The 20,524-nt window shown below is 60.8% G+C and carries 17 protein-coding genes and 3 rRNA genes (1 of these 20 running past the window's edge); 17 read left to right on the plus strand and 3 right to left on the minus strand.

The features are described from left to right. The 6 genes from KU43P_RS03205 to KU43P_RS03230 all read left to right on the plus strand — a co-directional run. Positions 1-27: ribosomal RNA gene (locus tag KU43P_RS03205) — 16S ribosomal RNA — on the plus strand (it extends 1,510 nt beyond the left edge of the window). A gap of 298 nt (positions 28-325) precedes the next feature. Next, a 23S ribosomal RNA gene (locus KU43P_RS03210) occupies positions 326-3,217 on the plus strand. A 136-nt stretch (positions 3,218-3,353) separates the two neighbouring features. Beyond that, positions 3,354-3,469: ribosomal RNA gene (gene rrf / locus KU43P_RS03215) — 5S ribosomal RNA — on the plus strand. The 16S, 23S and 5S rRNA genes sit together here, the layout of an rRNA operon. A gap of 137 nt (positions 3,470-3,606) precedes the next feature. Further along, positions 3,607-4,257 (plus strand): paraquat-inducible protein A, encoded by a 651-nt coding sequence (locus tag KU43P_RS03220; protein ID WP_317661049.1) that lies wholly within the window; start codon positions 3,607-3,609, stop codon positions 4,255-4,257. After that, entirely contained in the window at positions 4,244-4,867 is a 624-nt protein-coding gene (locus KU43P_RS03225) for a paraquat-inducible protein A (RefSeq protein ID WP_317661050.1), read from the plus strand. Before KU43P_RS03220 ends, KU43P_RS03225 begins: the two co-directional genes overlap by 14 nt. Further along, on the plus strand, positions 4,860-7,160 hold the full coding sequence (locus KU43P_RS03230) for a PqiB family protein (RefSeq protein WP_317661051.1): 2,301 nt from the start codon (positions 4,860-4,862) through the stop codon (positions 7,158-7,160). Before KU43P_RS03225 ends, KU43P_RS03230 begins: the two co-directional genes overlap by 8 nt. 166 nt (positions 7,161-7,326) lie before the next feature. Here KU43P_RS03230 and rpsT read toward each other — a convergent pair whose 3' ends face one another. After that, positions 7,327-7,605: a 30S ribosomal protein S20 gene (gene rpsT, locus KU43P_RS03235; protein ID WP_003247625.1), complete on the minus strand. Its 279-nt coding sequence runs from the start codon at positions 7,603-7,605 to the stop codon at positions 7,327-7,329. A gap of 251 nt (positions 7,606-7,856) precedes the next feature. On the opposite strand from rpsT, the gene murJ reads away from it, so the two are divergent. From murJ to ispH, 6 genes are all read left to right on the plus strand, one after another. After that, a complete protein-coding gene (gene murJ / locus KU43P_RS03240; RefSeq protein ID WP_317661052.1) occupies positions 7,857-9,395 on the plus strand; it encodes a murein biosynthesis integral membrane protein MurJ in 1,539 nt (512 codons plus the stop codon). A gap of 118 nt (positions 9,396-9,513) precedes the next feature. Beyond that, positions 9,514-10,464, plus strand: coding sequence for a bifunctional riboflavin kinase/FAD synthetase (gene ribF / locus KU43P_RS03245; RefSeq protein WP_317661053.1), 951 nt, complete (start codon positions 9,514-9,516; stop codon positions 10,462-10,464). After that, entirely contained in the window at positions 10,461-13,292 is a 2,832-nt protein-coding gene (ileS, locus tag KU43P_RS03250) for an isoleucine--tRNA ligase (protein ID WP_317661054.1), read from the plus strand. The genes ribF and ileS overlap by 4 nt, the downstream gene beginning before the upstream one ends. Beyond that, entirely contained in the window at positions 13,285-13,800 is a 516-nt protein-coding gene (lspA, locus tag KU43P_RS03255) for a signal peptidase II (protein ID WP_317661055.1), read from the plus strand. Before ileS ends, lspA begins: the two co-directional genes overlap by 8 nt. Beyond that, positions 13,793-14,230 (plus strand): FKBP-type peptidyl-prolyl cis-trans isomerase, encoded by a 438-nt coding sequence (fkpB, locus tag KU43P_RS03260; RefSeq protein ID WP_317661056.1) that lies wholly within the window; start codon positions 13,793-13,795, stop codon positions 14,228-14,230. The genes lspA and fkpB overlap by 8 nt, the downstream gene beginning before the upstream one ends. A 14-nt stretch (positions 14,231-14,244) precedes the next feature. Continuing rightward, positions 14,245-15,192 (plus strand): 4-hydroxy-3-methylbut-2-enyl diphosphate reductase, encoded by a 948-nt coding sequence (ispH, locus tag KU43P_RS03265; RefSeq protein ID WP_317661057.1) that lies wholly within the window; start codon positions 14,245-14,247, stop codon positions 15,190-15,192. Here ispH and KU43P_RS03270 read toward each other — a convergent pair whose 3' ends face one another. Then, a complete protein-coding gene (locus KU43P_RS03270) occupies positions 15,193-15,669 on the minus strand; it encodes a GspH/FimT family protein (protein ID WP_317661058.1) in 477 nt (158 codons plus the stop codon). A 109-nt stretch (positions 15,670-15,778) separates the two neighbouring features. On the opposite strand from KU43P_RS03270, the gene KU43P_RS03275 reads away from it, so the two are divergent. The 5 genes from KU43P_RS03275 to thiO are packed head-to-tail and all read left to right on the plus strand — an operon-like array spanning position 15,779 to position 18,617. Continuing rightward, entirely contained in the window at positions 15,779-15,961 is a 183-nt protein-coding gene (locus KU43P_RS03275; RefSeq protein WP_317661059.1) for a prepilin-type N-terminal cleavage/methylation domain-containing protein, read from the plus strand. Beyond that, the gene (locus tag KU43P_RS03280; protein ID WP_317661060.1) at positions 15,958-16,605 is read left to right on the plus strand and encodes a PilW family protein; all 648 of its coding nucleotides are present in this window, start codon (positions 15,958-15,960) and stop codon (positions 16,603-16,605) included. Before KU43P_RS03275 ends, KU43P_RS03280 begins: the two co-directional genes overlap by 4 nt. After that, positions 16,602-17,075 carry a hypothetical protein gene (locus KU43P_RS03285; protein WP_317661061.1) on the plus strand — a complete coding sequence of 158 codons (474 nt, stop codon included), beginning with the start codon at positions 16,602-16,604 and terminating at the stop codon, positions 17,073-17,075. Before KU43P_RS03280 ends, KU43P_RS03285 begins: the two co-directional genes overlap by 4 nt. A 1-nt stretch (position 17,076) precedes the next feature. Next, positions 17,077-17,466: a type IV pilin protein gene (locus KU43P_RS03290; RefSeq protein ID WP_317661062.1), complete on the plus strand. Its 390-nt coding sequence runs from the start codon at positions 17,077-17,079 to the stop codon at positions 17,464-17,466. Between the two features lie 53 nt (positions 17,467-17,519). Next, the gene (gene thiO, locus KU43P_RS03295; RefSeq protein ID WP_317661063.1) at positions 17,520-18,617 is read left to right on the plus strand and encodes a glycine oxidase ThiO; all 1,098 of its coding nucleotides are present in this window, start codon (positions 17,520-17,522) and stop codon (positions 18,615-18,617) included. Between the two features lie 496 nt (positions 18,618-19,113). Here thiO and KU43P_RS03300 read toward each other — a convergent pair whose 3' ends face one another. Continuing rightward, positions 19,114-20,523, minus strand: a complete 1,410-nt coding sequence (locus KU43P_RS03300; protein WP_317661064.1) for an amidase — start codon at positions 20,521-20,523, stop codon at positions 19,114-19,116. Between the last annotated feature and the right edge of the window lies 1 nt (position 20,524).

Genomic DNA, 20,524 nt, shown 5'->3' on the forward strand with positions numbered 1-20,524 from the left:
GGAACCTGCGGCTGGATCACCTCCTTAATCGACGACATCAGCCTGCTGATGAGCTCCCACACGAATTGCTTGATTCATTGTCGAAGGCGATAACGCTGTTCCTGATCAGAACTCAGAAATGAGCATTCTGCTTGAATGCTGATTTCTGGCTTTTGTCAGATCGTTCTTTAAAAATTCGGATATGTGATAGATATAGACTGACACGCACTTTCACTGGTGTGTGATCAGGCTAAGGTAAAATTTGTGAGTTCTGCGCGAAAGCGCAACATGCGAATTTTCGGCGAATGTCGTCTTCACAGTATAACCAGATTGCTTGGGGTTATATGGTCAAGTGAAGAAGCGCATACGGTGGATGCCTTGGCAGTCAGAGGCGATGAAAGACGTGGTAGCCTGCGATAAGCTTTGGGGAGTCGGCAAACAGACTGTGATCCAGAGATCTCTGAATGGGGGAACCCAGCCAGCATAAGCTGGTTATCTTGTACTGAATACATAGGTGCAAGAGGCGAACCAGGGGAACTGAAACATCTAAGTACCCTGAGGAAAAGAAATCAACCGAGATTCCCTTAGTAGTGGCGAGCGAACGGGGACCAGCCCTTAAGTTGGTTTGAGATTAGTGGAACACTCTGGAAAGTGTGGCCATAGTGGGTGATAGCCCCGTACACGAAAATCTCTTATCAATGAAATCGAGTAGGACGGAGCACGAGAAACTTTGTCTGAATATGGGGGGACCATCCTCCAAGGCTAAATACTACTGACTGACCGATAGTGAACCAGTACCGTGAGGGAAAGGCGAAAAGAACCCCGGAGAGGGGAGTGAAATAGAACCTGAAACCGTATGCGTACAAGCAGTGGGAGCCTACTTTGTTAGGTGACTGCGTACCTTTTGTATAATGGGTCAGCGACTTATATTCAGTGGCGAGCTTAACCGAATAGGGGAGGCGTAGCGAAAGCGAGTCTTAATAGGGCGTTTAGTCGCTGGGTATAGACCCGAAACCGGGCGATCTATCCATGGGCAGGTTGAAGGTTAGGTAACACTGACTGGAGGACCGAACCGACTACCGTTGAAAAGTTAGCGGATGACCTGTGGATCGGAGTGAAAGGCTAATCAAGCTCGGAGATAGCTGGTTCTCCTCGAAAGCTATTTAGGTAGCGCCTCATGTATCACTGTAGGGGGTAGAGCACTGTTTCGGCTAGGGGGTCATCCCGACTTACCAAACCGATGCAAACTCCGAATACCTACAAGTGCCGAGCATGGGAGACACACGGCGGGTGCTAACGTCCGTCGTGAAAAGGGAAACAACCCAGACCGTCAGCTAAGGTCCCAAAGTCATGGTTAAGTGGGAAACGATGTGGGAAGGCTTAGACAGCTAGGAGGTTGGCTTAGAAGCAGCCACCCTTTAAAGAAAGCGTAATAGCTCACTAGTCGAGTCGGCCTGCGCGGAAGATGTAACGGGGCTCAAACCATGCACCGAAGCTACGGGTGTCATCTTTGATGACGCGGTAGAGGAGCGTTCTGTAAGCCTGTGAAGGTGAGTTGAGAAGCTTGCTGGAGGTATCAGAAGTGCGAATGCTGACATGAGTAACGACAATGCGAGTGAAAAACTCGCACGCCGAAAGACCAAGGTTTCCTGCGCAACGTTAATCGACGCAGGGTTAGTCGGTCCCTAAGGCGAGGCTGAAAAGCGTAGTCGATGGAAAACAGGTTAATATTCCTGTACTTCCAGTTATTGCGATGGAGGGACGGAGAAGGCTAGGCCAGCTTGGCGTTGGTTGTCCAAGTTTAAGGTGGTAGGCTGAAATCTTAGGCAAATCCGGGATTTCAAGGCCGAGAGCTGATGACGAGTTGCCATTAGGCGACGAAGTGGTTGATGCCATGCTTCCAAGAAAAGCTCCTAAGCTTCAGATAACTGGGAACCGTACCCCAAACCGACACAGGTGGTTAGGTAGAGAATACCAAGGCGCTTGAGAGAACTCGGGTGAAGGAACTAGGCAAAATGGCACCGTAACTTCGGGAGAAGGTGCGCCGGTGAGGGTGAAGCACTTGCTGCGTAAGCCCACGCCGGTCGAAGATACCAGGCCGCTGCGACTGTTTATTAAAAACACAGCACTCTGCAAACACGAAAGTGGACGTATAGGGTGTGACGCCTGCCCGGTGCCGGAAGGTTAATTGATGGGGTTAGCGCAAGCGAAGCTCTTGATCGAAGCCCCGGTAAACGGCGGCCGTAACTATAACGGTCCTAAGGTAGCGAAATTCCTTGTCGGGTAAGTTCCGACCTGCACGAATGGCGTAACGATGGCGGCGCTGTCTCCACCCGAGACTCAGTGAAATTGAAATCGCTGTGAAGATGCAGTGTATCCGCGGCTAGACGGAAAGACCCCGTGAACCTTTACTATAGCTTTGCACTGGACTTTGAATTTGCTTGTGTAGGATAGGTGGGAGGCTTTGAAGTGGGGACGCCAGTTCTCATGGAGCCATCCTTGAAATACCACCCTGGCAACTTTGAGGTTCTAACTCAGGTCCGTTATCCGGATCGAGGACAGTGTATGGTGGGTAGTTTGACTGGGGCGGTCTCCTCCCAAAGAGTAACGGAGGAGTACGAAGGTGCGCTCAGACCGGTCGGAAATCGGTCGTAGAGTATAAAGGCAAAAGCGCGCTTGACTGCGAGACAAACACGTCGAGCAGGTACGAAAGTAGGTCTTAGTGATCCGGTGGTTCTGTATGGAAGGGCCATCGCTCAACGGATAAAAGGTACTCCGGGGATAACAGGCTGATACCGCCCAAGAGTTCATATCGACGGCGGTGTTTGGCACCTCGATGTCGGCTCATCACATCCTGGGGCTGAAGCCGGTCCCAAGGGTATGGCTGTTCGCCATTTAAAGTGGTACGCGAGCTGGGTTTAGAACGTCGTGAGACAGTTCGGTCCCTATCTGCCGTGGACGTTTGAGATTTGAGAGGGGCTGCTCCTAGTACGAGAGGACCGGAGTGGACGAACCTCTGGTGTTCCGGTTGTCACGCCAGTGGCATTGCCGGGTAGCTATGTTCGGAAGAGATAACCGCTGAAAGCATCTAAGCGGGAAACTTGCCTCAAGATGAGATCTCACTGGGATCTTGAATCCCCTAAAGGGCCGTCGAAGACTACGACGTTGATAGGTTGGGTGTGTAAGCGCTGTGAGGCGTTGAGCTAACCAATACTAATTGCCCGTGAGGCTTGACCATATAACACCCAAGCAATTTGCTGACGCAGATTGCGGTGGTGAAGACGAAACGAACCGAAAGTTCGCAAGCAACATCACAAATATCGCATATCCGAATTCGCTGGGCTGTCCATCTGGACATTCTGGCAACAGAATTTCTTGACGACCATAGAGCATTGGAACCACCTGATCCCATCCCGAACTCAGCAGTGAAACGATGCATCGCCGATGGTAGTGTGGGGTTTCCCCATGTGAGAGTAGGTCATCGTCAAGATTAATTTCGCAAAACCCCTATCTGCGCGAGCAGGTAGGGGTTTTGTCTTTCTACCTTGGAAAGTCGGGCCTTCGTCGTCTCCCACATTTCGAGCTGGGCCACTAGAATAGTCCGACGTACCTATTCAGAATCCCAAGATGCCTGAAACCGAAGCCCTAGAGCAGTTGCCGCTGGATGAACTGGTCGCCTGTCATGAGTGCGACCTGCTGATGCGCAAGCCAGTCCTGCAGCATGACGAAAAAGCCCAATGCCCCCGTTGTGGCTACGAGCTGTACGCCCATCGCCACAATGTGGTCAACCGTAGCCTGGCTCTGGTGCTGACAGCACTGCTGCTTTTCGTGCCAGCCAATTTTCTGCCGATCATGCAATTGCACCTGCTTGGCCAGACTTCAGACGACACGGTCTGGAGTGGTGTGGTGGGGTTGTACAATTCCGAGATGCGCGGCGTCGCCATCGTGGTATTCCTGTGCAGCATGGCCATTCCCTTGCTCAAACTGCTCTGCCAGCTAGCGGTGCTGCTGAGCATTCGCCTGAACATCGGGCGCAGCTACGGCCTGCTCTGTTATCGCATCTATCACCATCTACGTGACTGGGGCATGCTCGAGGTCTATTTCATGGGCGTGCTGGTCGCGATCGTCAAATTGGTGGATCTGGCCGAGCTGAACGTGGGGCTGGGTCTTTTCTGTTTCATCAGCCTGCTGCTGGTTCAGGTCTGGCTCGAAGTGGTGATGTCGCCACACCAGATCTGGAGTGCGTTGTCGGGGGAGGATCTGCATGCGGGCGATTGATGCGGGCATTCGGGTGTGCAACGAGTGCCATGAACTGAACCGGCAAGACAACGAACAAGGCACGCAGACCTGCACGCGCTGTGGCGCCATCGTGCATGCGCGGCGGCCCAACAGCATCGTGCGCACATGGGCACTGCTCATCGCTGCGTCGATTCTGTACATTCCGGCCAACGTGTTGCCGATCATGACCGTCAGCTCCTTGGGGCAGGGGAGCCCGGACACCATCATGTCCGGCGTCATTACCCTGCTCAAGCACGGTATGGTGCCGATTGCCGCGGTGGTGTTCATCGCCAGTATCCTGGTGCCGACCTTCAAGTTGATCGGCATTGGCCTGTTGCTGTACTCCGTGCAGCGTCGCCAACCGTTATCGGCGCGGCAACGGATATTGATGTACCGCTTCATCGAGTTCATAGGGCGCTGGTCCATGCTGGACATCTTCGTCATTGCCATTCTGGTGGCGGTGGTGAATTTCGGCCGCATTGCCAGTGTCGAAGCCAACCTGGGCGCTGTCGCCTTCGCAACTGTGGTGATTCTCACGATGCTTGCTGCTTTAACTTTCGATCCCCGACTGATTTGGGATAACACGGAGTCGGATGACGACCATGAGTGACTTGCCTACGGCCAAAACCCGCCCCGCCTCCAATTGGTCGGCAATCTGGATTCTGCCGCTGATCGCGCTGATGATCGGCGGTTGGCTGGCCTGGCAGGCGTATCGCGATGCAGGCGTGGAAATCGAGGTGCGTTTCGAAAGCGGCGAAGGCATCGTCGCGAACAAGACCGAAGTGATCTACAAAGGCATGCCGGTCGGCAAGGTCAAGAGTCTGGTGCTCGACGCCAAAGGCGAAAAGCAGGGTGTGATAGCCACCATCGAGATGAACAAGGCCGCAGAACCGCACCTGACCAAGGGCACGCGTTTCTGGCTGGTGAAGCCCAGTGTGAGCCTGGCCGGTATTTCCGGCCTGGAGACGCTGATGTCTGGTAACTACATTGCCGTCAGCCCCGGTGAGGGTGAGCGGACCAAGCGTTTCACCGCGCTGAAAGTGGCACCGCCATTGTCGGATAGTGAGCCGGGCCTGCACCTGACGCTCAAGGCCGATCGCCTGGGGTCGCTCAACCGCGACAGCCCGGTTTTCTATAAGCAGATCCAGGTCGGCCGGGTGAAGAGCTACCGCCTCTCCGATGACCAGAGCACGGTCGAGGTCAAGGTATTCATCGAGCCGGCCTACGCCAGCCTGGTGCGCAAGCACACGCGTTTCTGGAACGCCAGCGGCATCAGCATCGACGCCGACCTGTCGGGGGTGAAGGTGCGCAGCGAATCGTTGTCCAGCATTGTCGCCGGGGGTATCGCCTTTGCCACACCGGAATACCGCAAGGACAGCCCGCCCACCGACCCCAATCTTCCGTTCCGCCTGTATGAAGACTTCGATGCGGCTCAGGCAGGCATTCGGGTCAAGGTCAAGCTGAACGACTACGAAGGCCTGCAGGCTGGCCGTACGCCGGTGATGTACAAGGGCATCCAGGTCGGTTCGCTGAAAGCGCTGAAAATGGAAGATAACCTGGCCAGTGCGATGGCCGAGCTGACTCTGGATCCACTCACCGAAGACTACCTGGTCGACGGTACGCAGTTTTGGGTGGTCAAGCCGTCCATCTCGCTGGCGGGTATCACTGGCCTGGAAGCCTTGGTAAAGGGCAACTACATCGCCATCCGCCCAGGTGAGAAGGGGGCTACGCCGCAGCGCGAGTTCGAAGCGAGGCCCAAGGCACCGCCGCTCGACCTCAAGGCGCCAGGCCTGCACATGGTGCTATTCGCAGATACCCTCGGCTCGCTGGAAGTCGGCAGCCCGGTGATGTACCGCCAAGTGAAGGTCGGTAGCGTGCAGAGCTACCAGTTCGCCCGCAACAGCAATCGCATCCTGATCGGCGTACATATCGAGAAAGAGTACGAGAACCTGGTCAACGGCTCGTCGCGCTTCTGGAATGTCAGTGGCATTACCCTCACGGGCGGCCTGTCGGGCATCAAGATCAAGAGCGAATCGCTGCAGACCCTGATGGCCGGTGGTATTGCCTTCGACACGCCAACCCCGAACGTTGCGCTCAAGCGCCGCATTCCGCGTTTCCGCCTGCTGGAAAGCCAGGAAGCGGTGAACCGCACGGGCACCCTGGTCACCATTCGTGTCGACCGTGCGGACGGTCTCAAGGCGGGCACGCCAATCCGCTTCCGCGGCCTGGATGTGGGCAGTGTCGAGAGTGTCGACCTGACCAAGGACCTGCAAGCAGTGCTGCTGCGTGCGCGCATCACCGAGGCAGCTGACCGTATTGCGCGGGTGGGGACGCAGTTCTGGGTGGTCAAGCCGGCGCTCGGCCTGGTGCGTACCGAGAACCTCGACACCTTGATTGGCGGGCAGTACCTGGAGGTGCAGCCGTCGGCCAAGGATAAAGGCCCGCAGCGTGACTTCATTGCGTTGGCCGAAGCTCCCGAGGTGGTAGGCCAGGAGGTTGGTTTACCGCTCACCCTGAGCGCGCCTCGACGTGGCTCGATCAAGCCTGGGGTGCCAGTGACCTATCGTGAGGTCGCGGTGGGCAAGGTTACCGGTTTCGAGCTGGGCCAGAGTGCTGACCGGGTGTTGATCCATATCCTGATCGAGCCGCGCTATGCCGCTCTGGTGCGCAGTGGCAGCCGATTCTGGAACAGCAGCGGGTTTGGCTTCGATTGGGGGCTGCTCAAAGGGGCTACGGTGCGGACCGAGTCGCTGGAGACGCTCATAGACGGCGGCATTGCCTTCGCCACGCCTGATGGTGAACAGATGGGCAATCCGGCCCGGCCGCAGCAGACTTTCGCCCTGTTCGACCAGGCGGAAGATGAATGGCTGCAGTGGGCACCGAAGATTCAGATCGCCAAGTAGTACGGGAGAGGGCTGCGATGCGGCCCAATCGCCGGCAAGCCGGCTCCCACAGGTATCGCACCGGCCTCTGTGGGGGCCGGTGCGATGAGGCCAGTACTGGCAAGATCATCAAATCGCAGGCAATAAAAAACCGACCCTAGGGTCGGTTTTTCGACAAGAACGTCGCTTAGGCAGCTGCAGCTTCTTTCAGCGCCTTGATGTGGCCATTCAGACGGCCTTTGTGGCGAGCAGCTTTGTTCTTGTGGATGATGCCCTTGTCGGCCATACGGTCGATTACAGGCACAGCCAGAACGTAAGCGGCTTGCGCTTTTTCGGCGTCTTTTGCGTCGATGGCTTTAACTACATTCTTGATGTAGGTGCGGACCATGGAACGCAGGCTGGCGTTGTGGCTGCGACGCTTCTCAGCCTGTTTTGCACGTTTCTTGGCGGAAGGTGTGTTGGCCACCGTCGAGCTCCTCGAAAGACTTTAGGTAAATAGCAAACAAAATAGGCCGCGAATCATGCCGATCAGTCGAACGGATGTCAAGGCCACCTGCAGGGTTCCGCCGAGCGGTGCACCAACGGAAGGGAAAGAATTCCTTTCTGCTGCACGACCTGTAAACTCGGGAATTTTTGGCTCCCCTGCGAAGGCGCGGGAGTATCGCACATTCGGACGCTGTCTGGCAGCGTCCTCTGTCATTGGCGTGAATCTTTTCGATGAATCTGCTCAAATCCCTGGCTGCAGTCAGCTCCATCACCATGATTTCCAGGGTGTTGGGCTTCGTGCGCGATACGATTCTGGCCCGTGTATTCGGCGCCGGCATTGCCACCGACGCCTTTTTCATCGCCTTCAAGCTGCCCAACCTGTTGCGGCGGATCTTCGCAGAAGGGGCCTTCTCTCAGGCCTTCGTGCCCATTCTGGCCGAATACAAGACCCAGCAGGGCGAGGAGGCTACGCGCACCTTCATTGCCTATGTCAGCGGCCTGCTGACGCTGGTCCTGGCCCTGGTCACGGCCGTCGGCATCCTTGCCGCACCCTGGGTGGTGTGGGCTACCGCCCCCGGCTTTGTCGACAGCACCGAAAAATACGAGCTGACCACCGCCCTGTTGCGGGTGACCTTTCCTTATATATTGCTGATCTCGCTGTCGTCCCTGGCTGGCGCGATCCTCAATACCTGGAACCGCTTCTCGGTACCGGCCTTCACGCCGACGCTGCTGAACGTGGCGATGATCGCCTTCGCCGTGCTGCTCACACCGTATTTCGATCCGCCGATCATGGCCTTGGCCTGGGGCGTGCTGGCCGGCGGCCTGGCCCAGCTGCTGTACCAACTGCCGGCATTGAAAAAGATCGGCATGCTCGTGCTGCCACGCCTGAACCTGCGCGACACTGGCGTGTGGCGGGTACTCAAGCAGATGCTGCCGGCGATTCTCGGGGTCTCGGTCAGCCAGATCTCGCTGATCATCAACACCATCTTCGCCTCCTTCCTGGTGGCCGGATCGGTATCGTGGATGTATTACGCCGACCGCCTGATGGAACTGCCTTCGGGCGTTCTCGGTGTGGCGCTGGGCACCATTCTGCTGCCAACCCTGGCCAAGACCTACGCCAACAAGGACCGTGAAGAATATTCGCGGATCATGGACTGGGGCCTGCGCCTGTGCTTCCTGCTGGTACTGCCTTGCACCCTGGCCCTGGCGATCCTGGCCGAGCCGCTGACCGTGGCGCTGTTCCAGTACGGCAAGTTCAGCGCGTACGACGCGGCCATGACCCAGCGCGCGCTGATTGCCTATTCGGTGGGCCTGCTGGCGATCATTCTGGTCAAGGTACTGGCACCGGGCTTCTATGCGCAGCAGAATATCCGCACGCCGGTGAAGATCGCGATCTTCACCCTGGTCTGCACCCAGCTGTTCAACCTGGCGCTGATCGGCCCGCTCAAGCACGCAGGCCTCGCCCTGGCGATCAGCCTCGGTGCCTGCCTGAACGCCAGCCTGCTGTTCTGGAAGCTGCGCAGCCAGCAGTTGTTTCAGCCGCAACCGGGCTGGATGCTGTTCCTGCTCAAGCTGATATTGGCCGTGTCGCTGATGGCAGCTGTTCTGCTGCTGGGCATGCACTACCTGCCAGCCTGGGAGCAAGGCAACATGCTGGCCCGCTTCATGCGCCTTGGGGCGTTGATCGCGGCGGGTGTGGTGACCTATTTCGGTTGCCTCTACCTGTGCGGCTTCAGGCCCCGGCATTTCGCCCGCAAGGCCTTGCACTGAGGCACGAGGCGGGTCAGGCGTCGGTTTTTCGTATTCCACGCCGCCCCCGGGCGCTGCTGCCTGTCACCAGCGCCCGGGTGTGGTTATAATCGGCCACTTTATGAGCAAGAAGCGCGTTATGCAGCTGGTTCGAGGTCTTCACAACCTGCGCCCCGAGCATCGGGGCTGTGTCGCCACCATTGGCAACTTCGACGGGGTTCACCGTGGCCACCAGGCTATCCTGGCGCGCCTGCGCGAGCGCGGTCAGGCCTTGGGCCTGCCGACCTGCGTGGTGATCTTCGAGCCACAGCCACGCGAGTATTTTGCGCCCGATACCGCCCCGGCTCGCCTGGCGCGCCTGCGCGACAAGGTCGAGCTGCTGGCCGCCGAAGGCATTGATCGGGTGCTGTGCCTGGCCTTCAACCAGCGCCTGAGCAAACTCAGCGCCGATGAGTTCGTCAAGGCGATCCTGGTCGACGGCCTGGGCGTACGCCACCTTGAAGTGGGCGACGACTTCCGCTTCGGTTGCGACCGCGCTGGCGATTTCGCCTTCCTGGTCGAGGCCGGCAAGCAATACGGTTTCACCGTCGAGGCCGCCAACACGGTGATCCAGGATGGCCTGCGGGTCAGCAGCACCGAGGTGCGCAAGGCACTGTCCGAGGGCAACTTCGAGCTGGCCGAGCACCTGCTGGGCCGCCCTTATCGCATTACCGGGCGCGTGTTGCACGGCCAGAAGCTGGCTCGCCAGCTCGGCACGCCCACCGCCAACATCCAGCTCAAGCGCCGCCGCGTGCCGTTGTCCGGGGTATACCTGGCCAGCATCGAGATCGACGGCAAGGCCTGGGCGGGTGTCGGCAACATCGGGGTACGCCCCACCGTGGCCGGTGACGGCCGCCCGCACCTCGAAATTCATCTACTGGATTATGCCGGCGATCTGTATGGCCGGCGCCTGACGGTGGAATTCCACCACAAGCTGCGTGAAGAGCAGCGATTCGCCTCCCTGGAGGCGCTGAAGTCGGCGATCGATGCGGATATCGCCGCCGCACGTGCACATTGGCACGCTCAACCGCTAACGAAGAGCCTGAAATGACCGACTACAAAGCCACGCTTAACCTTCCGGACACCGCCTTCCCCATGAAGGCCGGCCTGCCTCAGCGCGAACCGCAGATCCTGCAGCGCTGGGACAGCATTGGCCTGTACCAGAAGCTGCGCGAAATTGGCAAGGATCGTCCCAAGTTCGTCCTGCACGACGGCCCGCCCTATGCCAACGGCAAGATTCACATCGGTCATGCGCTGAACAAGATTCTCAAGGACATGATCGTCCGCTCCAAGACCCTGTCGGGCTTCGACGCGCCCTACGTACCGGGCTGGGACTGCCACGGCCTGCCGATCGAGCACAAAGTCGAAGTCACCCATGGCAAGCACCTGAGCGCCGACCGCACCCGCGAGCTGTGCCGCGAGTACGCTGCAGAGCAGATCGAAGGGCAGAAGACCGAATTCATCCGCTTGGGTGTGCTGGGTGACTGGGACAACCCCTACAAGACCATGAACTTCGCCAACGAGGCCGGTGAAATCCGCGCCCTGGCCGAAATGGTCAAGCAAGGTTTCGTGTTCAAGGGCCTCAAGCCCGTGAACTGGTGCTTCGATTGCGGTTCGGCTTTGGCCGAGGCCGAAGTCGAATACGCCGACAAGAAATCCCAGACCATCGACGTAGCCTTCCCGGTCGCCGACGCCGACAAGCTGGCCGCTGCCTTCGGCCTGCCGGCGCTGGCCAAGCCTGCCGCCATCGTGATCTGGACCACCACCCCGTGGACCATCCCTGCCAACCAGGCCCTGAACATCCACCCGGAGTTCAAGTACGCCCTGGTCGATACCGGCGAGCGTCTGCTGGTGCTGGCCGAAGAGCTGGTGGAGTCGTGCCTCAAGCGCTACAACCTGGAAGGCACGGTCATCGCTACCGCCCAAGGTTCGGCCCTGGAGCTGGTCAACTTCCGCCACCCGTTCTATGACCGCTTGTCGCCGATCTACCTCGCCGACTACGTCGAGCTGGGAGCCGGTACTGGCGTTGTCCACTCCGCACCTGCCTACGGTGAAGACGACTTCGTCACCTGCAAGCGCTACGGCATGGTCAACGACGACATCCTTACCCCGGTGCAAAGCAACGGCGTGTACGTGGAGTCGCTGGAGTTCTTCGGCGGCCAGTTCATCTGGAAGGCCAACCCGGCCATCGTCGAGAAGCTGAGCGAAGTCGGTGCGCTGATGCACACCGAAACCATCAGCCACAGCTACATGCACTGCTGGCGCCACAAGACCCCGCTGATCTACCGCGCCACCGCGCAGTGGTTCGTCGGCATGGACAAGCAGCCCAACAGCGGCGACAACCTGCGCGAGCGCGCCCTCAAGGCCATCGAAGACACCCAGTTCGTGCCCGCTTGGGGCCAAGCGCGCCTGCATTCGATGATCGCCAACCGCCCTGACTGGTGCATCTCGCGTCAGCGCAACTGGGGTGTGCCGATCCCGTTCTTCCTGCACAAGCAGACCGGCGAGCTGCACCCGCGCACTGTCGAGCTGATGGAAGCGGTGGCCAAGCGCGTCGAACAGGAAGGCATCGAGGCCTGGTTCAAGCTGGACGCCTGCGAACTGCTCGGTGACGAAGCCGCCCAGTACGACAAGATCACCGACACCCTGGACGTGTGGTTCGACTCCGGCACCACCCACTGGCACGTGCTGCGTGGCTCGCACGACATCGGCCATGCCACCGGCCCGGTCGCCGACCTGTACCTGGAAGGTTCCGACCAGCACCGCGGCTGGTTCCACTCGTCCTTGCTGACCGGCTGCGCCATCGATGGCCACGCGCCATACCGCGAGCTGCTGACCCATGGCTTCACCGTGGACGAGAGCGGCCGCAAGATGTCCAAGTCGCTGGGCAACACCATCGAACCGGAGAAGGTCAACAACACCCTGGGTGCCGACATCCTGCGCCTGTGGGTTTCGGCCACCGACTACTCCGGTGAAATGGCTGTTTCCGAGCAGATCCTGCAGCGCAGCGCCGACGCCTACCGCCGTATCCGCAACACTGCGCGCTTCCTGCTCTCCAACCTGTCCGGCTTCGACCCGGCCCGCGACCTGCTGGCCCCGGAAGACATGCTGGCCCTGGACCGCTGGGCGGTGGACCGTACCCTGCTGCTGCAGCGCGAGCTGGAAGAGCACTACGGCGAATACCGTTTCTGGAACGTCTACTCGAAGATCCACAACTTCTGCGTGCAGGAGCTGGGCGGCTTCTACCTCGACATCATCAAGGACCGCCAGTACACCACCGGCGCCAACAGTGTCGCCCGCCGTTCCTGCCAGACCGCGCTGTACCACATCAGCGAGGCGCTGGTGCGCTGGATCGCGCCGATCCTGGCCTTCACCGCCGACGAGATCTGGCAGTACCTGCCGGGCGAGCGCAACGAGTCGGTGATGCTCAACGGCTGGTACCAGGGCCTGAGCGAGCTGCCGGAAGGCACCGAGCTGGACCGCGCCTACTGGGACCGCGTGATGGCCGTCAAGGCTGCGGTGAACAAGGAGCTGGAAAACCAGCGTACCGCCAAGGTCATCGGCGGCAACCTGCAGGCCGAAGTCACCCTGTTCGCCGAAGAAGGCCTGAGCGCCGACCTGGGCAAGCTGGGCGACGAGCTGCGCTTCGTGCTGATCACCTCCGCTGCCAGCGTGGTGCCGTTCGTCCAGGCCCCGGCCGATGCCGTGGCCACCGAAGTCGAAGGCCTCAAGCTGAAAGTGGTCAAGTCCGGCCACGCCAAGTGCGGCCGTTGCTGGCACTTCCGCGCCGACGTCGGCAGCCACCCGGAGCATCCGGAAATCTGCAGCCGTTGCGTCGACAACCTGAGCGGTTCGGGCGAGGTGCGCCACTATGCCTAATCCTGCAGCGGGGCGCTTCGGGCGCCTCGCCTGGCTCTGGCTCAGCCTGCTGGTCCTGGTCCTTGACCAGGCCACCAAGCTGTATTTCAACAACGCCCTGAGCATGTACCAGCAGATCGTGGTCATCCCTGACTACTTCAGCTGGACCCTGGCCTACAACACCGGCGCGGCGTTCAGCTTCCTGGCCGACAGCTCCGGCTGGCAGCGCTGGCTGTTCGCCCTGATCGCGGTGGTGGTCAGTGGCGTGCTAGTGGTCTGGCTCAAGCGCCTGGGGCGCGGCGAGACCTGGCTGGCAGTGGCGCTGGCGCTGGTGCTGGGCGGTGCACTGGGCAACCTGTACGACCGCATCGTGCTGGGCCATGTGGTCGATTTCATCCTGGTGCACTGGAAGAATATTCATCACTTCCCGGCCTTCAACCTGGCCGACAGCGCCATCACCGTTGGTGCGGTGATGCTGGCGCTGGATATGTTCAAGAGCAAGAAGTCCGAGGAACCGGCCCATGACTGACACCCGTATCGGCCAGAACACCGAAGTCACCCTGCACTTCGCGCTGCACCTGGAAAACGGCGATACCGTCGACAGCACGTTCGACAAGGCCCCGGCCACCTTCAAGGTCGGTGACGGCAACCTGCTGCCCGGTTTCGAGACCGCGCTGTTCGGCTTCAAGGCCGGTGACAAGCGCACCGTGGTGGTGGCTCCGGAGAATGCCTTCGGCCAGCCAAACCCGCAGAACGTGCAAGTCATGCCGCGGTCCAACTTCGAAGGCATGGAGTTGTCCGAAGGGCTGCTGATCATCTTCAACGATGCCGCCAACACCGAGCTGCCGGGTGTGGTCAAAGCGTTCGATGACGATCAGGTGACCATCGACTTCAATCACCCACTGGCTGGCAAGACCCTGACCTTCGAGGTAGAGATCCTCGAGGTGAAGGCCCTGTAAGCCTGGAGCCGAGCATGCAAATCAAACTCGCCAACCCACGCGGCTTCTGCGCAGGGGTCGACCGGGCGATCGAGATCGTCAACCGGGCGCTGGAAGTCTTCGGCCCACCGATCTATGTGCGCCACGAAGTGGTGCACAACAAGTTCGTGGTGGAAGACCTGCGTAACCGTGGCGCCATCTTCGTCGAAGAGCTGGACCAGGTGCCGGACGATGTCATCGTCATCTTCAGCGCTCACGGTGTGTCCCAAGCCGTGCGCCAGGAGGCCGCCGGCCGTGGCCTGAAGGTGTTCGACGCGACCTGCCCGTTGGTCACCAAGGTGCACATCGAAGTGGCCAAGTACAGCCGGGATGGTCGCGAAACCATCCTGATCGGCCATGAAGGGCACCCGGAAGTCGAAGGCACCATGGGCCAGTACGACGCCAGCAACGGCGGCGCCATCTACCTCGTCGAAGACGAAGACGATGTCGCCAAGCTGCAGGTGAACGACCCGGACCACCTGGCCTTCGTTACCCAGACCACGTTGTCGATGGACGACACCAGCCGTGTCATCGACGCTCTGCGTTCGCGCTTCCCGAACATTGGTGGCCCGCGCAAGGACGACATCTGCTACGCCACCCAGAACCGCCAAGATGCGGTCAAGCAACTGGCTGACGAGTGCGATGTGGTGCTGGTGGTGGGCAGCCCGAACAGTTCCAACTCCAACCGACTGCGCGAGCTGGCCGAGCGCATGGGTACTCCGGCGTATCTGATCGATGGTGCCGAAGACATGCAGCGCAGCTGGTTCGACCAGGCAGCACGGATCGGCATCACTGCCGGTGCTTCGGCCCCCGAAGTGCTGGTACGTGGTGTGATCGATCAGCTGAAGGCCTGGGGCGCCACGGGCGCCGAAGAGCTGGATGGGCGCCCGGAGAACATCACGTTCTCCATGCCCAAAGAGCTGCGGGTTCGCTCGCTGATCTGATCATTGGCCTGCGCACAGCGGATTTTTTCGTTCCCCCGTGCGCAGGCTTATCCTGCCGGTTTTCGCCAGTACGACGTGATAGTGGCTGTCACAGATTTCCAGCGTCCCACTCTGGAAGGTGTTGGCGTAGGTGAGCGGAATGCCCAGCGCACTGAACCTCACCTGCTCACCGATATTGCTCGCGATTTTCATGGGGCGTGCAAGGCGGTGTTCGCGCAATAACTGGTGATTGCTTTCAAGCATGACTCGCCAGCCTTTCCCCCAATCATTTTCCAAAGGCTGCACCAGCACGGGCTGGCTCTGCAGCATGGCATGGCTCCGTGCGCTGCGCAGTGCATGAGCCAGATCCCGTGCCGCTGCCGATCTGTGCAGGTTATCGCTTAACTTGGCGTAGGCCGGCATGCCGAGTTGCGTCAGCAAAGCAGCCAACCCCAGGGTAAACATCATTTGAATCAGTGTTACGCCCTGTTGCTTCACCGTGCAGTCCTCCCTGGAAGTGCTTCGCTGTAGCTTCAAGGTCACTGGACATGAGGTCCAGTCGAGCAAGTTCTAGGCAATTGCAGGAAAAGTCGCGGGAGGAGCAGGGATGCACGAAAAGCAGCAGGGCATGACGCTTCTGGAAGTGCTGTTGGCAGTATTGGTGGTGGCTGTGGGTATTTTTTCTGCAGCAGCCTTGCAGCTGAAGGCATTGCAGGCCGTCGACAGTGCACGACGCGATGGGCAGGCGGCAATGGCGGAGCACAGTGAGCAAGAGAGGCATCGCCAATGAGGCGTCGTCAGAGCGGTTTCGGGTTGCTCGAAGCCACGCTGGCGCTGGCCATCGGGCTGATGGTGCTGGCGGCGACCAGTCAACTGTTCGCCTCCGCTCACCAGAGCTGGCGTCTGCAAGGTGCTGCATTGCGCTTGCAGGACGATGCTCGCCTGGCGCTGTTGCGCATGGCCCAGGATATCCGCCTGGCGGGGATGTTCGGTTGCCTGCGTCTGAAGCCAGGCGACTTTGAAAGCCCGGCTGCCCGGCAAGTTTTTACCCGCCCGCTGGATATCGGCCCATCCAGCCTGAGCCTGGTCGCCGCCGAACTGCCCGGGCATACCGGCCCTGCGGACTGGACTCTGCTGACAGACTGCACCTGCAAGGCCCAGGTAAAAAACGGCCGTTATCCAGCCACAGACGAACTCATGGCAATCCCCATCAGCCGCATTCGCTACGAGTTGTCAGGCACCACGCTCATGTTTACGAGGCGTAATCAGAGGCAGTCTCTGGTCGATCATGTTCGTGAATTGCAAGTGGCGCTTGTACAAAGCCCGCAAGGGCAGAGGGTGGACCTGCAACTGACGATGTACGAACCAACGTTTGAGATCGAGCAGCGCCATGCGCTGAGCGTAGCGCTGCGCAACCCGGTACCAGGGCCATGAACGGTCAGCGTGGCATGGTCTTGCTGCTGGCACTGGTGCTGAGCGTGTTCCTGAGCTTGTTGGCTGCTTCAGCCTTGCGCGATGCACTGGTTGATACACGAATGACCGGCGCCATGCGTGATGGCCTGTTTGCATTCGAGCAAGCTGAAGTCGCGCTGCTGGCCGGGGCAGAGGTATTGCAACGGGCGCCACCTGGACCTTGCCAGAGTTGTCTGCCGCCGCCGAGACCGCACGCGCTGCAAGGCCCATGGCAAAGCACCCAGGGCGGCTACTACCAGCTACAGAACCTGGGCGTCACCGACAAGGCCGCGCACATGCCAGAAGGTGAGCAGGTCACGCTTTACCGCGTCACGGCAGTCAGCAAGCAACTGGCTGCCCGGCAGGTGCTGGAGGCGGTATACGCGATGCCAACCGCTCAAGCCCGAGCCCCCCAGCGCATCCTCTGGCGCCAGAGACTGAGAGAAGACTGACATGCAGCAAGGCCTGAGCCTGATCGAGTTGTTGATTGTCATGGCCGTCATCGGCATTCTGGCAGCCATTGCCTACCCCAGTTACAGCGACCAGCTTCGGCGAGCCGCGCGCAGCGAAGTGGTCGGCCTGCTGCATGACGCTGCCCTGCGCCTGGAACAGCATCGTGTGCGCACCGGCCAGTACGCCGAAGGCGACCCTGCATTGCCCGTCGCCAACCGCCATTACAGCCTGCAGGCCATTCGCGACAGCGACACCTTCACGCTGCTCGCCCGGCGCCTGCCGGGTGGCCTGATGGCCGATGACCGCTGTGGCGATTTCCGGCTCGACCAGGCGCTCGTACGCAGCAATCCGGGCGGTGTCGAGGCCGCAGAGCGCTGCTGGGGAAGCTGAAGGTTGAATGATGCCCGTGCATCGCGGTTTTACTTCAGGTGTTGGATCGACAGATGAGCAAGCAAGTAGTGGTGGTGGGCGGCGGGGTGATCGGCCTGCTGACGGCATACAACCTGGCGGCGAAGGTCGGGCAGGTGGTGGTGTGTGACCAGGGCGAGGTCGGCCGTGAGTCGTCCTGGGCCGGTGGCGGTATCGTTTCGCCCCTGTATCCCTGGCGCTACAGCCCGGCAGTGACTGCCTTGGCGCATTGGTCGCAGGACTTTTATCCACAGCTGGGCGAGCGCCTGTTCGCCAGCACCGGCCTGGACCCTGAGGTGCACACCACTGGCCTTTACTGGCTCGACCTGGACGACGAGGCCCAAGCATTGGCCTGGGCCGAGCGCGAGGGGCGACCACTGAGTGCCGTGGACATCTCGGCGGCCTACGATGCCGTGCCGGTACTAGGCCCGGGCTTCAAGCGGGCGATCTTCATGGCGGGCGTTGCCAACGTGCGCAACCCACGGCTGGTGAAGTCGCTCAAGGCAGCGCTGCTGGCGCTGCCCAACGTGACCTTGCGCGAACACTGCCAGATCACCGGCTTTGTGCACGAACAAGGGCGCGTCGTCGGCGTGCAGACGGCAGAGGGCGTGTTGCGGGCCGATGATGTGGTGCTCAGCGCAGGCGCCTGGAGTGGTGACTTGTTGCGCACGCTTGGCCTCGATCTGCCGGTGGAGCCGGTGAAGGGGCAGATGATTCTGTTCAAGTGCGCCGCGGACTTCTTGCCGAGCATGGTACTGGCCAAGGGGCGTTATGCGATCCCGCGCCGGGATGGGCATATTCTGGTGGGCAGCACCTTGGAGCATGCCGGGTATGACAAGACCCCGACCGAGGAGGCATTGGCCAGCCTGAAGGCTTCGGCAATCGAATTGCTGCCCGAGCTTCAGGGGGCTGAAGTAGTGGGGCACTGGGCTGGATTGCGGCCTGGCTCGCCCGAAGGTGTTCCGTATATCGGGCGAGTGCCGGGGCATGAGGGGTTGTGGCTGAACTGCGGGCACTACCGTAATGGGTTGGTACTGGCGCCGGCTTCGTGCCAGTTGTTTGCTGACCTGTTGACCGGGGCCGAGCCGATTATCGACCCGGCGCCGTATGCGCCGGAAGGGCGTCTGGGTTGAGATCGCCGGGCCCGCTTTGCGGGCCTTTCGCCGGCAAGCCAGCTCCCACAGGTACAGCGCAGGCCATGAGGGCGGTGCTATCGCTGTAGGAGCCGGCAAGCCAGCTCCCACAGGTACATCGCAGGCCATGAGGGCGGTGCTATCGCTGTAGGAGCCGGCAAGCCAGCTCCCACAGGTACAGCGCAGGCCATGAGGGCGGTGCTATCGCTGTAGGAGCCGGCAAGCCAGCTCCCACAGGTACAGCGCAGGCCATGAGGGCGGTGCTATCGCTGTGGGAGCCGGCAAGCCAGCTCCCACAGGTACAACGCAGGCCATGAGGGCGGTGCTATCGCTGTAGGAGCCGGCAAGCCAGCTCCCACAGGTACAGCGCAGGCCATGAGGGCGGTGCTATCGCTGTGGGAGCCGGCAAGCCAGCTTCCACAGGTACAGCGCAGGCCATGAGGGCGGTGCTATCGCTGTAGGAGCCGGCTTGCCGGCGATGAGGCCAACCAACCCCTCAGCCAGTAACCGGCGCCTGCAGATGCCGGCTCGGATAATGCTGCTCATACACCTTGCACACCCGCAGCACCTGCTCATCGGCAAACCGCCCAGCCACCACCTGCAAGCCCACCGGCAAGCCTTCGCGGGTGAACCCGCACGGCACCGAAGCCGCTGGCTGCTGGGTCAGGTTGAACGGGTAGCTGAACGGCGTCCACTCCATCCATTGCGCCATCCCCGACCCCGGCGGCACGTTGTGCCCAGCCTCGAACGCCACCAACGGCAGCATCGGTGAGACCAGCACATCGTAATGCTGGTGAAAGGCGTTCATCTTCGCAATCAGTTCGGCCCGCGCTTCCAGCGCCAGGGTGTATTCGCTCAGGCTGATGCGCGCCCCTTGTTCGGCAATCCAGCGCAGCCCGGGGTCGAGTAGTGCCCGTTGTTGCTCGCTGAAGCTGCTGGCCAGCCGCGCCGCGCCGGCGAACCACAGGGTATTGAATACCTCCAGCGGGTCGTTGAAGCCGGGGTCCACTTCTTCCACCTGTGCACCAAGCCGCGCCAGGCGCTGCACCGCTTGCGCCACCAACGCCTGGATTTGCGGGTCGACCTGCACGTAGCCGAAGTCGGCGCTGTAGGCGATGCGCAGGCCGCTGAGGTCTTGCTCCTGGCCCAGCCAAGGCCCCTGCCTGGGCGCCCCGGCCAAGCCATCACGGGCATCGGGGCGGGCTACGCAATCGAGCATCAGTACCGAGTCCTCGACGGTGCGGGTCATCGGCCCCAGGTGCGAAAGCACGGTCATGGCGCTGGCCGGCCATTGCGGCACGTAGCCGAAGGTGGGCTTGATGCCGAAGGTGCCGGTAAAGGCACAGGGGATGCGAATGGAGCCGCCGGCATCACTGCCCTGGTGCAGCACGCCGAGGTTCAGCGCGGCAGCAGCGGCAGCGCCGCCGGACGACCCGCCAGCGGTCAGGCGCGTGTCCCAGGGGTTGCGGGTAATGCCGTACAGCGGGTTGTCGGTCACCCCTTTCCAGCCGAACTCGGGCGTGGTGGTCTTGCCCACCAGTACCGCGCCCGCTTCACGCATGAACGCGCTGAATGGTGCATCCACGTCCCACGGGCCGGCGGCCGACGTGGTGCGTGAACCCTTGCGCGTGGGCATGCCACAGGTCAGGGTCAGGTCCTTGATCGAGGCCGGTATCCCATCCAGCCGGCCACAGGGCTCGCCGCGCTGCCAGCGCTGCTCGCTGGCGCGGGCGGCGGCGCGGGCGCCTTCGGCGTCCACATGGCAGTAGGCGTTGACCGCCGGGTTGTGCTGGTCGATACGCGCCAGTACATCGTCGACCACCTCCACCGGTGACAGTTGCCGGCGCTGATAGAGATCGAGCAGTTCGACGGCGGTGAATTCTCCAATGGCAGTCTTGCTGGGCATC

It is taken from the genome of Pseudomonas sp. KU43P (assembly GCF_033095865.1).
In the GTDB taxonomy this organism is placed as follows: Bacteria; Pseudomonadota; Gammaproteobacteria; order Pseudomonadales; family Pseudomonadaceae; genus Aquipseudomonas.